Below are 11,866 nucleotides of genomic sequence, written 5' to 3'. Positions count from 1 at the left end.
AGGCAATGTCGCAACTCGCGGCGCGCTGAGTTCCATCCCAGTTTAGACGTGTTCGTACACCGTCCGTCCGCCGACGATCGTCCGGGTCACGCGGCCGGAGAAGCGGGCGTCGTCGAACGGCGTATTCTTGCAGAGCGATTTGAGGTCGTCGCGGTCGAGCACCCAGGGGGTATCGGCGTCGATCACGATCACGTCGGCGGGGGCGCCGGCGCGCAGCGTGCCGCCGGGCAGGCCGAGCAGCTCCGCCGGCCGCGTCGACATTGCCCGGATCAGCGTCTTGAAGTCCATCTCGCCATTGTGGATCAGCCGCAGCGCCGCCGGCAGCATGGTCTGCAGGCCGACCGCGCCGCTCGCCGCTTCCGCGAACGGCAGCCGCTTGACCTCGACGTCTTGCGGATTGTGGTCGCTCATCACGACATCGATCAGCCCGGACGCGAGCGCTGCGACCAGCGCCTTGCGATCCTCCTCGGTACGCAGCGGCGGCGCCAGCTTGAGGAAGGTGCGGTAGGGGCCGATGTCGTTCTCGTTCAGCGTCACGTGGTTGATCGAGACCGAGGCCGAGACGTTGTGGCCGCTATCGCGGGCGCGCTTGAGGATCTCCAGCGACTCGGTCGAGGTCAGCGAGGCCGCGTGATAGCGTCCGCCGGTCAGCCCCGCGAGCCGCATGTCGCGCTCGAGCATGATCGACTCGGCGGCGGTGGGGATTCCCGCGAGACCGAGCCTTGTGGCGAACTCGCCCTCGTTCATTACGCCTTCGCCGACCAGATGCGGGTCCTCGGTGTGATGCACGATCAGCGCGTCGAAATCGCGGGCATAGGTCAGCGCGCGCCGCATCACCTGGGCGTTGGTGACGCTGCGGTCGCCATCGGTAAAGGCGACGGCACCGGCGGCCTTGAGCAGGCCGATCTCGGTCATCTCCTGGCCCTGCATGCCCTTGGTCAGGGCTGCCATCGGGTGGATGTTGACGATCGCGGTGTCGCGGGCGCGGCGCAGCACGAAGTCGACGGTCGCCGAATTGTCGATGACAGGCGAGGTGTCGGGCTGGCAGATGATGGTGGTGATGCCGCCGGCGGCGGCGGCCTGGCTGGCGGAGGCAAAGGTCTCGCGGTGGCTGGCACCGGGTTCACCGACGAAGGCGCGCATGTCGATCAGGCCGGGGGCCACGATCTTGCCGGCGCAATTGACGATGTCGGTGCCTTCGGGGACGCCGGCGGCGCCGATGCCGCGCTTGGCGTCACGGATCACGCCATCGGCGATCAGGACATCGCCCGGACCGTCGAAGTCGCGGGACGGATCGATGACGCGGGCGTTGGCGAGCAGAATGGGGCGGCGGTCAGTCAGCATGGCGTCACGCGTTCGGCAGGTTGCGGGCGAGCGCTTCGAGCACCGCCATGCGAACCGCCACACCCATTTCGACTTGTTCACGGATCAGCGATTGCGCGCCGTCGGCGACGAAAGTGTCGATCTCGACACCGCGGTTCATCGGGCCCGGATGCATCACCAGCGCGTCCGGCTTGGCGTAGCCGAGCTTCTTCTGGTCGAGGCCGAAATAGTGGAAATACTCGCCCGACGACGGCACGAAGGAGCCGTTCATCCGCTCGCGCTGCAACCGCAGCATCATCACGATGTCGGCGCCGTTCAGTCCCTCGCGCATGTCGCGCGCGACCTCGACGCCCATCCGCTCGATGCCGCGCGGCAGCAGCGTTGAGGGGCCCACCACGCGGACGCGGGCGCCCATCGTGTTGAGCAGGAAGATGTTGGAACGTGCCACGCGCGAATGCAGCACGTCGCCGCAGATCGCGATCGTCAGCCCCTCGATCCGGCCCTTGTTGCGCCGGATCGTCAGCGCATCGAGCAGCGCCTGGGTCGGGTGCTCATGGGCGCCATCGCCGGCATTGATCACGGAACCGTCAACCTTGCGCGCCAGCAACTCGACCGCGCCTGAGGCGTGGTGGCGCACCACCAGGATGTCGGGGTGCATCGCGTTGAGCGTCACCGCGGTGTCCATCAAGGTCTCGCCCTTGCGGGTCGACATCGATGACACCGACATGTTCATGACGTCGGCGCCCAGGCGCTTTCCGGCGATCTCGAACGAGGATTGGGTCCGGGTCGAGGCCTCGAAGAACAGATTGACCTGGGTGCGGCCGCGCAAGGAGGCGCGCTTCTTGTCGACCTGGCGGTTGAGCTCGACATACTCCTCGGAGAGGTCGAGCAGGCCCGTGATGTCGTCAGCGGAAAGGCCCTCGATGCCCAGCAGATGCCGGTGACCGAGGACAAAAGTCGATTTTAATGATGGGGTCATTAAAGCGAGAGCTATAGGCGCGGATGGCCGGTGGGGCAAGCGCGAAGAGGGCCTGCAGGAGTTTTCCCCGAGTAAGATGGGGCTGGGTTTCTCGGCGGACATGCCTGGGCTTGTGGCGGGTCACCGCTGGCTTGCTTTTGCTGGTCTTTCCGGAACAAGACGTGGACGGCCGGGACCAACCCGGCGGCTGCGCCGGAGCTTGAGCTCATGAAAATTGTCGTGATCCTCGTTGCCGTTGCGGGCTTGGTCTCCCCGGTCCTTGCCCAGGGGCTTCCGGGCGGCTTCGCGTTCCTGCGCGAGATCGACCCGACCATCATCCAGGACATCCGCTACGCGACCTCCAACAATTTCATGGGGCGGCCGATCGCGGGCTATGGCGCTGCGGAATGCGTGGTGAAGCGGGAGGTCGGGCTGCGGCTCAAGGCCGTGCAGCTGGAGCTGGCGCGGCAAAGCCTGTCGCTGAAAATGTTCGATTGCTACCGGCCGGCCCGCGCGGTCGCCGACATGGTGGCGTGGTCGAAGAACGGCAAGGAGACCGCCGCCGAGCGCCGCTACAACCCGGCCTTCTCGAAGGCGGATCTGTTCCGCCTCGGCTACATCGCGACGCATTCGGGGCATTCGACCGGCGCCGCGGTCGATCTCACGCTGGTCGATCTTCGCGCCGACAATTCGGGCAAGTTCGATCCGGCAAAGGACTATGCCGACTGCACTGCGCCCGTCGCCGCGCGCGCCCCCGAGGGCAGCGTCGACATGGGCACCGGCTATGATTGTTCTGATGCAAAGGGCCACACCGCTTCCGGCTCGATCACGCCGGCGCAGCGACGCTGGCGCAACCTTCTGGTCGCGGCGATGGCCCGCCAGGGATTTGCCAACTATTCCAAGGAATGGTGGCACTTCTCGCTGCCGGGGGCGGGCGGCGCGGCCTACGATTTCCCGATCACGCGGCCGCGCTGACGCGGCGGAATTTCCTCAAATCGGAGGTAATTCTGCAAGAGAGTGGTTGCCATCGCGCAAGCGGCGGAGCGCGCATTCAACACTCCTTAATTGCGGCCGTATCAAGTGCCCGCATTGCGGGAGCACGAAACATGCGTTGGGCTGTTGTCATTGTTGCCGTCGGTGCGTTCGGCATCGCGATCTACGACCAGTACGACAAGGGCGCGAACTACCAGCGCGTCGACGCGCGCATCAGCAGCGTCAACGACCAGTGCTATCTGGAAAAGGTCGAGCGCGGCGTCATCACCAAGACGACCTTCACGTCGGACCTTACTCGCTGCGAAACCGCCGAGCTGCTGCGGAAGGAGCATCCGAAGTGGCAGGGCTATCACGTGATGCACAAGATCGAGGTGCGCGTCGTCTATGTCTCGCCGGTCGATGGCGTCTCGCACCAGTCGAGCCTGGAGATGTCGTACTTCCCCAGCGGCAAGCCGCTGCGCGCCGGCGAGGTTTTTCCGGTACTGGCCTCCAAGACCAAGGCAGACAAGACGCGCATGATCTGATCGTCGCGTCGGTTCGGGAGGATTGGAGTTCAACCATGCGCCTGGGCCTCTACGGAATGATCGCCATCGGCGTCGCGGGCCTCTATGCCTATATCGAGCTCGACAAGCGGGTGAACTTCCGTCCGATCGACGCGCGCGTCAGCAGCGTCAAGGAGCAATGCTACATGGAGAGGACCGAGGGCAATCGGAGCTCGACCTCCGATCTGTTGCCCTGCGAGCTCGTCGAGCTGCTGGCGCGCCATCATCCGAAATGGCAGGGCGCCGACATCAAGCACAAGATCGAGATCCGGTTTGCCTACATCTCTCCGGCGGACGGGGCCGCGCATGAATCGAACCTGCAACTGGCGGCCTATCCGTATGACCGGCCGCTGCACGCCGGCGACATCTTTCCGGTGCAGGCGTCCCTGAAAGAGGCCAATAGAACCCGCGCCAACGATTGGCTGGACCGGCGGCTCGGTCGCGACCGCGCCGAGCCACGGAAGCATCTAGCGCAGGGATTGATCAATCCGACGACGGCCCGGCGCACGCTCAACTAAACGCCAATGAACCCGCGGCGCAGCAGCCCGGCCAGAGTGCCGCGAAGACTGGCGACACTGGCAACGTTATTTTGGGACGCGCTGAAAAGCCGCACCACCAGACGCTGATACTGTTCGGCACTCGGCTCAAGGCGCGCCAGCACCGTGCGGCCGGATCGCGAGACCATGGACATGTCGGTCCATCCCAAGCCCTCCAGGTGAATTCTATAGTGCCAGCCGGCAAGCTCGAGCGTCTCGCCAGCAGCGCCCGCGAGCCGCACCGAGGACGGCGATATTGCGAGCAGCCGGCACGAAAGGATTTTTCCTTCGCCGGCGAGCCAGACGAACTCGTCCGTCTCGAACATAGGACCGGAACGCGGCACTTCGAAGCAGACCAGAAACGCGATGAAGGCGATCAACATCGCGATGGCCGCCCACAACAGGTTGAAGAAATCGAGAGAGGAGATTTCGTCGGCGGCGTAGGGGGAGATGAACTCCCATATGATGCTGGCGGCGGAGCTCGCCGCGATCAGCCCAAAGATGGCGGCAAGCTTCCAGTGAACCCGCGGCGCCGATCGATCGCCTCCCTTGTCGGTGATTTTGAAGGGGCGTCCGAATGGCTTGACCATGGCGGTGAACAGGGTTGCGGTCACCGCAAAGCAGGTGACGGCATGCGTCGCCTCCATGAACAAGGGCAGCGTCCGCGCGCGCGATATCCAGCTCATGTAGACGATTTGCCCGAGCAGGGCCGGCATGCCGTAGCGCAGGAAGGACTGATAGTCGGCCTCGAACGCGGGTAGCCCGCCGAACCAATAGATGGTCGGCGCGATCAACAGCAGTACCATGAACGGCTTGGAGAGCCAGTTCAGCACGCCGTGCAGATAGTGCCAGCGCTCGGTGAAGCGGAAGCCGCGGCCAAATAGCGGTCCGTTGCGCAGCAATGCGACCTGGATGGTGCCGAGGCACCAGCGAGCTCGCTGAGTGACATATTCCGGAATGCCTTCGGCTGAAAGTCCGAAACTGAGCGGCTCGTTGAGCCAGGCCGTGCGATAGCCGTGCGCCAGCATGGTGTAGGTGAGATTGATATCCTCCGAGACGGCCTGGTCGGGAAAGCCGCCGATCTCATCCAGACGGTCACGGCGAACGATAAAGGAGGTGCCGACGCAGAATGCGCAGCCCCACGCATCCTTGGCCGGTTGAAAGATGTCGAAAAATAACCGTTGATCGTCGACCCAGCTCTTTTCCGCCAGCAGATTGTGTTGGATCGGATCAGCGTTGTAGTAGAATTGCGGGGTCTGCACGATCGCAACCCCCGGATCGGACAGCAGCACGCCGATCGTGCGCTTCAGGAAATCCCGCCGTGGCGCGAAATCCGCATCGAGCACCAGAATGACAGGCGCATTTGTCGCTCGAGCGGTTGCGATCAATCCGTTATTGAGATTGCCGGCCTTGGCGCCCTTGTTATCGGGCCGCGTCAGGTAACGCGCGCCGACCCGGTCGCAATAGTCCCGCAGCCAGTCGCGTCTCGTATCATCGAGCACCCAGACCGTCGCATGGGCATAGTCGAGCGCCAGTGCGCTCAGGATCGATCGCTCGAGGATTTCGAGTGGTTCGTCATAGGTACAGATGAAGACGTCGACGGCCGGATTGCGATCTTCCGAAGCCAAAAGCTGTTGTGAAGCGTCGGCCTGCGCGGTGCGGTCGGTGCTGCGGAACAGGATGACGATCGATATCAGCGTGTAGAGGATCGCAAGCAACTCGAATGCAATGAAGAGTCGCGGCCAGAGACTTTGCGCCGACCACTCAAATGGCGGCAGCGTGTCGTTCCACCGCCACAGCGCGTAAACGGTCAGAAGGGCCGCCGTCGTCGCCCCGAACAGGATACGGTGGCCGGCGCGCAGCGGCTCCAGCAGTCGCGCCATGACCAGAAGCCCGAGCAAAATTCCGATGTCGATGGCCAGGATCGATGAATTATCAGCGGCAGTCGGAAACATCAGCGTATCCTCTTCCCCGTGAACGGATTCCAGCCTGTTTCAGCCAGCGCGGCCCACGCCGTCGCGCCGAGATGCGGGCGGCGATAATAGAAAAAGTCCGGAACGCCGCCGGTTGGATCGATCGACAATCCCGTCGTCAGTCGCGCCGGACGCGCGGCGTTGAGCAGGCCGGACGACGTCTGGTCCGCCTTCAGGTTGCCCAGCAGCCGATCGCTTTCGCGGGTGTCGCCGACGATCCGGTAGGCCAGGGCGGCCTGCGCCGTGCCCTCTACCCAGAGGCCGTCGCGATCGCCGTTGAAGTCAAAGCCGCCATCGACCCCGAGGTGAGCTTTCGCGAAACCGAGCGTGCTCTTCCATGCCGGGAGCGATTCAGGAATTGCCATCCAGGGCCAAAGCTGGGCGTCGAGCGCGAGCAGACCTTCGTCCGCAAGGCTGCCGTCAGGCTTGGTCCCGAGCAGGAAATGATCGCCGCGAAAGGCGCGATCGAGCAGACGCTTGGCCTGTCCAGCAGCGCCGTCGTATTTCGGGTCGCCGGTCAGGCGAAACAGCCAGCGCGCGGCGGCGTGAACATCGGCGTTGTGCTCGGTCGACATCCAGGTGAGCTTGACCTGCTTCGGATCATAGCCGTGAAAGCCGCCGTAAAAGCCGTCCTGGGAAGCGGTCGTGTCGATCACCCAGTCGATCAAGCGCCTTGCGTCGGCGAGGTATTGAGGATCCCCGGTTGCCTGATGCAGCGTCAGCAATGCCAATGCGGCCCAGGCAACGTTTCCGGTCGAGGTGCCGTCCTGTGCCGCGTCCTCCGCCCAGATATTGGCATGTCCATCCCACCAGCCCGGCAGATCGGGAGCGACCTTGTTCACCGCGCCGGCACGATAGGCATTGCGCACGCGGCCATCGTCGAAGCTGCGGTCCTTGCCAACGGCGCGGCTCAGCGCGTTGCCGATCGGTCTTGCATCCGACACGTTGCCGCACGCGATCAGCGCAATGGCGACGAGTGCGTTATCGTAGACGAACGCCGTCGTTGCGAGACCCGCCGGAAGCGCCGCTTCATCCGTGCCGGGGTCATAACTGCGGATGAAAACCGCGTCGGCCGCGCTTGCGCGCGGGGCGACCGCCCTTTTCAACCCAGCGCAGAAGGCGTTTGCGGTTGGGGTTGTGTGGCCGGCTCCGGGCGCGCCGAGGACGACCGCGCATAGCGTCATCACGATGGCAGACTTCATCGCGATACGAGGGTACGAGTTCCGGGCGACCCATTCTCATCGGCCGTTGGCTGCTGCTGCGGTTGCGAGGCCCGGAATGCATCGTTCAGACGAGCGATGCCAGTACGCCGAGCCTCCGCGTCCGATGACGTGCTCTGCGCGGCGTTGACGGTGCCTGCGTCGTCCCGGATCCACGAAGCGACGAAATGGCCGAGCCGTCGCCACGTGACCGACATCGAGGGGACGACACCATTCTCGCGCGTCACCGTCACCCATTGGCCGACCGGACAGGCTGACGCCTCCGCCGTGGCTGCTTGCTGCGCCGGTCCGTCGTCGTTCGCCGCGTCCGGGGTGATGATGGCATAGAGTTCGCGCCGCTCGGTTTGCGGGAACGGAACGGCAAAGCGTTCATCGGTCTTGTCGCTGGTCTTCGGCACAACCGCAGTGACGAGGCCGGATCGCAACGAACTCCCGTCGATGCGGACGCGCGTGCCGGGCGTCATGCTCTGGCCCTGCCGGTAGGAGAAGATGGCGACAACAAAGCGCTTGTCACAGTTGATGACGGAGCTGATCGTATCACCGGCGCTCACGTGTCGTCCCACCGCGGCGCCGACGGTCAATACCTTGCCCTGGCCGCGCGCAAGGACTTTGGCGTCGGCCAAAGTTGCCAGCCGTTTTTGTTCGGCGTCGATCAGGTGCTCCAGGTCGGCAAGCACCGCGATTTGCTGCCTTTCCTCGATTTTCATCCGCTTGGCGTCCAGATCGATGTCCCTGCGCTTCTGAGCCAGATTGTTGAGCGCAACCAACTCGTCGCCGATATAGATGCCCTTGCTCAGGGCGTTGAGCTGTGCCGTTTTTTGGTTGAGCTTGGCTATTTCTGCGTCCGCGCCATGCATCGCCGCAGCATATTGCTGGGTCGTCGGCCTGAGCATGTCCATGCTCGCGGCATTGCGTGTCACCATATTGCTCTGTCGGTCGACCAAGGCTTTCTTTTCACTTGTCGCGGCGTTGGATTGAGCTACGCGGGCGCGGAGTTCCTCGATCTGCGACTGGAATTGGCCCTTGAGCTGGTTTGTCTGGTCAGCGAGCTCGCCGTCGAGCGACGAAACATAGTTGACGTCCGAGTCGTATTTTGAGCGCGTCGCATCGAGCTTCCGCCGTGCGTCGGACGCCTTTTCCTGCAACGAGATGAGGGTCCAGCGATCAAGTCTTGGATTGCTGATTTGCGCCAGCGTGTCGCCATCGCGGACGTCGTGGCCCGGAAGCGCCGTCAACGAATCGATTTCGCCACTGATTGGCGCCGTCAGAAGCGTAACGGGTGCGTTGACTACGGCGCGATCGGACTGGTCTGCAATGATCGGCGGCGCTACCGCTGTCAGCATCAGGACAGACAGCAATCCCGCCACGGCGACCGCGGATATTCTCAGTATTCCCTGATGTTTCCGCACGGTGCCGCGGGTTTCGGATCTGTCAATCATCAATTCTCTCTCGGTCGGGAGGGCCCTGGAAGCGCACTTCTTGTTGGCGGACTGTTTTTCGCGGCGCCGGTTAGCGACTGCAACAATGCTGACCGCATTTGGTTGCTGCCAAAAATGCGGCGATGAAAAATGCAGCAAGAACGATGCACCACGAGAGAGGTGGTCTCCAAGCCGGAGAGCTGGTTCCAACTGCAGGGGCGGGCGGTCAGTCGAGGTCAAATGCGCTCGCGGCTTTCCGGGCCATGGCGACGCCGATATTGCACCGGCATTGCCCGGGCATCGTGGGGCAAATCAGCCCAATTCAGGAACTGGCAGCCCGGCAGAAGCCGCATTTTTCGCTGCCCGGCGCCTCCTTGCGGGCTATGATCGCCCGATTCCAATGCGCGACGAATAGCCCGTGGTCGCGACCGTCCGCTTGACCAAGCGCGCAGCGAGACCCATTGCCGAGGCGACCATGACGAAGGCTCCGTTTGCCACCCACGACGTGCTCAACCAGTCGCCGCCGTTTTGGGATATCGACCTGTTCACGACGGATGCGCCGCTGGTCGCGGCTGTTGCCGCCAATGGCGCCGCCGCGGCCACCGCCGAGCTGTCGGATTTCGGCAAGCATTGGGGTTCCGCCGCCATGGCGGAGCGCGGCCGCATTGCCAACGAGAACCAGCCGAAACTGCGCACCTTCGATGCCAGAGGCAATCGCCGCGACGAGGTCGAGTTTCATCCGGCCTATCACGAGTTGATGGCGCACTCGGCGCATGCCGGCGTGCACAATTCGACCTGGACCATGGACGGCAAGCCGGCTGGCGGCGCGGCCGAGGTGGTGCGCGCGGCAAGGTTCTATATCGCCTCGCAAGTCGAGACCGGTCATCTCTGCCCGATCACGATGACCCGCGCCTCGGTCGCGGCGCTGGCCTCGCAGCCGGACATCCTGGCGAAGACGATGCCGGTGATCGGAACGCGCGCCTACGACCCGGGTTTTGCGCCGTGGTGGACCAAGCGCGGCATGACGCTCGGCATGGGCATGACCGAGAAGCAGGGCGGCACCGATGTGCGCGCCAACATGACGCGCGCCGAGCGCGACGGCGATGGCTATCGCATCACCGGGCACAAATGGTTCATGTCGGCGCCGATGTGCGACGCGTTCCTGGTGCTGGCGCAGACCAAGGATGGCTTGAGCTGTTTCTTCATGCCGCGCTTTGCGCCCGACGGCACCGTCAATGCGATCCACTTCCAGCGCCTGAAGGACAAGCTCGGCAACCGCTCCAATGCCTCCTCGGAAGTCGAATTCCATGGCGCTCATGCCGAACTGATCGGCGAGCAGGGCAAGGGCATCCGCACCATCATCCAGATGGTGCAGCTGACGCGGCAGGATTGCGCGATCGCATCCGCCGGCCTGATGCGCTCGGGGCTCGCGCATGCGCTCAATCACGCGCGGCATCGCAGCGTGTTCCAGAAGCATCTCGTCGACCAGCCGCTGATGCAGGCGGTGCTGTCCGACATGGCGCTGCATGTCGAGGCGTCGATCGCGCTGGTGATGCGGCTGTGCCGCGCCTTCGATCGCGCGCCCACTGACGCGGGCGAGGCGGCCTATGTGCGGCTGCTGACGCCGGCGATCAAATACTGGACCTGCAAGAGCGCTCCCGGCCTCCTCTACGAGGCGATGGAGTGCCTCGGCGGCAACGGCTATGTCGAGGAGGGCATTCTGGCGCGGCATTACCGGGAGTCGCCGGTCAATGCGATCTGGGAGGGCTCCGGCAATGTGATGTGCCTCGACGTGCTCCGCGCGCTCGGCCGCGAAGCCGATGCCGCGCTCGCCGTGCTGCGTGCGCTCGCCGACGAGACCAGGGGCCTGCCCGGCGCCGCTGAGGCGGTCGCCTCGATCGGACAATCGTTCCGCCGGCCGGACAGCGAGCGCATCGCGCGGCTTGCGGTCGAGAAGCTGGCGCTATTGGCCGCTACCGCTGCGCTCAACCAGGTCGCGCCGAAAAACGCCGAGTTGTTTGCTGTGACCCGGCTTGCCGAACGCCACGCCGGCATGTACGGCGCGGTGGATCTCTCCGATGCCGATCAGCGCGCGCTGCTGGCGCGGGCGCTGCCTTGAAGGTTTGCTGATGGACGCACTCAATCCCGATACTTCGCCGTCGGCTCTCGAACCGCCGCCGCGCCGGCCGCGGGTCTGGAAGTTTTGGGGCACCGCGCTGTGGGGTCTCTTGATCTTCGTCGCAATGTTCGTCGGCCAGGTCGCGGTCGTCATCTACCGCATCATCGCGCAGGGCGGTGAACTGTCGGCGGGAGGCATCACCCACGTGGTCGCCGACGGTCTGACGATCTCGCTCTCGGTCCTTGCAGGTCTGCCGATGGTGCTGCTGGCGCTGTGGTTCGCGATCAGACGGACCGGGATCCCGTTTGCCGATTACCTCGGGCTGCGCGGGACATCGTGGAAGAACGTGATCATCGGCGTCGTCGCGCTGATCGTGCTGGTCGGCGCCTGGGACATGGTGTCCCGCGCCGCAGGCCGCGAGGTGGCGCCGGGCTTCATGGGAGACGTGCTGAAATCGGCGCAGGAACACAGCGCGCTGTGGCTTCTGGTGATCGCCTTCGCCGTGGCCGCACCGCTCTGGGAGGAACTGTTCGCGCGCGGCTGGCTCTATCGCGGCTGGTCGGAATCAAGGCTCGGCCCCTATGGCGCGATCCTGCTGTCGTCGGTCGTCTGGACCATGATGCACTTGCAATACGACTGGTTCTTCCTGTGCGAGGTGCTGTCGATCGGGCTGCTGTTCGGTTATCTGCGGTTCCGCACCGGCTCGACCTGGCTGACCATTCTGCTGCACGGTCTGAACAATCTTGCTGCGACGATCCAGACCTGGTGGCTGGCGGGGTGATCG

General features: G+C 64.4%; 10 protein-coding genes. 5 read left to right on the top strand and 5 right to left on the bottom strand.

Annotation, left to right across the window (positions count from 1 at the left end; translation table 11 throughout):
* Nucleotides 1–42 precede the first annotated feature (42 nt).
* On the bottom strand, nucleotides 43–1,344 hold the full coding sequence (locus AKN83_RS21100; RefSeq protein WP_050399753.1) for a dihydroorotase: 1,302 nt from the start codon (nucleotides 1,342–1,344) through the stop codon (nucleotides 43–45).
* Between the two features lie 4 nt (nucleotides 1,345–1,348).
* Complete coding sequence (locus tag AKN83_RS21095; RefSeq protein WP_050399752.1) at nucleotides 1,349–2,302, bottom strand: aspartate carbamoyltransferase catalytic subunit; 954 nt, start codon at nucleotides 2,300–2,302, stop codon at nucleotides 1,349–1,351.
* A gap of 207 nt (nucleotides 2,303–2,509) precedes the next feature.
* On the opposite strand from AKN83_RS21095, the gene AKN83_RS21090 reads away from it, so the two are divergent.
* From AKN83_RS21090 to AKN83_RS21080, 3 genes are all read left to right on the top strand, one after another.
* Nucleotides 2,510–3,256 carry a M15 family metallopeptidase gene (locus tag AKN83_RS21090; protein ID WP_050399751.1) on the top strand — a complete coding sequence of 249 codons (747 nt, stop codon included), beginning with the start codon at nucleotides 2,510–2,512 and terminating at the stop codon, nucleotides 3,254–3,256.
* A gap of 131 nt (nucleotides 3,257–3,387) precedes the next feature.
* Nucleotides 3,388–3,798, top strand: coding sequence for a hypothetical protein (locus AKN83_RS21085; RefSeq protein ID WP_050399750.1), 411 nt, complete (start codon nucleotides 3,388–3,390; stop codon nucleotides 3,796–3,798).
* Nucleotides 3,799–3,833: 35 nt separating this feature from the next.
* Nucleotides 3,834–4,334 (top strand): hypothetical protein, encoded by a 501-nt coding sequence (locus AKN83_RS21080; protein WP_244522035.1) that lies wholly within the window; start codon nucleotides 3,834–3,836, stop codon nucleotides 4,332–4,334.
* On the opposite strand, the gene AKN83_RS21075 is transcribed toward AKN83_RS21080, so the two are convergent.
* From AKN83_RS21075 to AKN83_RS21065, 3 genes are read right to left on the bottom strand one after another with little or no spacing between them, the layout of a single operon-like run.
* Entirely contained in the window at nucleotides 4,331–6,307 is a 1,977-nt protein-coding gene (locus tag AKN83_RS21075) for a glycosyltransferase family 2 protein (protein ID WP_050399749.1), read from the bottom strand. The genes AKN83_RS21080 and AKN83_RS21075 overlap by 4 nt on opposite strands.
* The gene (locus AKN83_RS21070) at nucleotides 6,307–7,527 is read right to left on the bottom strand and encodes a hypothetical protein (protein WP_050399748.1); all 1,221 of its coding nucleotides are present in this window, start codon (nucleotides 7,525–7,527) and stop codon (nucleotides 6,307–6,309) included. The genes AKN83_RS21075 and AKN83_RS21070 overlap by 1 nt, the downstream gene beginning before the upstream one ends.
* Nucleotides 7,524–9,122 (bottom strand): HlyD family secretion protein, encoded by a 1,599-nt coding sequence (locus AKN83_RS21065; RefSeq protein WP_244522034.1) that lies wholly within the window; start codon nucleotides 9,120–9,122, stop codon nucleotides 7,524–7,526. Before AKN83_RS21065 ends, AKN83_RS21070 begins: the two co-directional genes overlap by 4 nt.
* A gap of 316 nt (nucleotides 9,123–9,438) precedes the next feature.
* On the opposite strand from AKN83_RS21065, the gene AKN83_RS21060 reads away from it, so the two are divergent.
* On the top strand, nucleotides 9,439–11,082 hold the full coding sequence (locus AKN83_RS21060) for an acyl-CoA dehydrogenase family protein (RefSeq protein WP_050399762.1): 1,644 nt from the start codon (nucleotides 9,439–9,441) through the stop codon (nucleotides 11,080–11,082).
* Nucleotides 11,083–11,092: 10 nt separating this feature from the next.
* Nucleotides 11,093–11,863 carry a CPBP family intramembrane glutamic endopeptidase gene (locus AKN83_RS21055; protein WP_050399761.1) on the top strand — a complete coding sequence of 257 codons (771 nt, stop codon included), beginning with the start codon at nucleotides 11,093–11,095 and terminating at the stop codon, nucleotides 11,861–11,863.
* Nucleotides 11,864–11,866: the final 3 nt, after the last annotated feature.

The sequence above is a fragment of the Bradyrhizobium embrapense genome, assembly GCF_001189235.2.
Lineage (GTDB): Bacteria > Pseudomonadota > Alphaproteobacteria > Rhizobiales > Xanthobacteraceae > Bradyrhizobium > Bradyrhizobium embrapense.
The sequence above is the reverse complement of the archived record's forward strand: the minus strand, read 5'-3'. Positions and strand labels throughout refer to the sequence as shown.

What these genes read in the sequence shown, in the direction of transcription:
- AKN83_RS21090 (WP_050399751.1), top strand. Translation starts at nt 2,510, where the DNA reads ATGAAAATTGTCGTGATCCTCGTTGCCGTTGCGGGCTTGGTCTCCCCG.
- AKN83_RS21070 (WP_050399748.1), bottom strand. Translation starts at nt 7,527, where the DNA reads ATGAAGTCTGCCATCGTGATGACGCTATGCGCGGTCGTCCTCGGCGCG.
- AKN83_RS21085 (WP_050399750.1), top strand. Translation starts at nt 3,388, where the DNA reads ATGCGTTGGGCTGTTGTCATTGTTGCCGTCGGTGCGTTCGGCATCGCG.
- AKN83_RS21060 (WP_050399762.1), top strand. Translation starts at nt 9,439, where the DNA reads ATGACGAAGGCTCCGTTTGCCACCCACGACGTGCTCAACCAGTCGCCG.
- AKN83_RS21075 (WP_050399749.1), bottom strand. Translation starts at nt 6,307, where the DNA reads ATGTTTCCGACTGCCGCTGATAATTCATCGATCCTGGCCATCGACATC.
- AKN83_RS21100 (WP_050399753.1), bottom strand. Translation starts at nt 1,344, where the DNA reads ATGCTGACTGACCGCCGCCCCATTCTGCTCGCCAACGCCCGCGTCATC.
- AKN83_RS21095 (WP_050399752.1), bottom strand. Translation starts at nt 2,302, where the DNA reads ATGACCCCATCATTAAAATCGACTTTTGTCCTCGGTCACCGGCATCTG.
- AKN83_RS21080 (WP_244522035.1), top strand. Translation starts at nt 3,834, where the DNA reads ATGCGCCTGGGCCTCTACGGAATGATCGCCATCGGCGTCGCGGGCCTC.
- AKN83_RS21055 (WP_050399761.1), top strand. Translation starts at nt 11,093, where the DNA reads ATGGACGCACTCAATCCCGATACTTCGCCGTCGGCTCTCGAACCGCCG.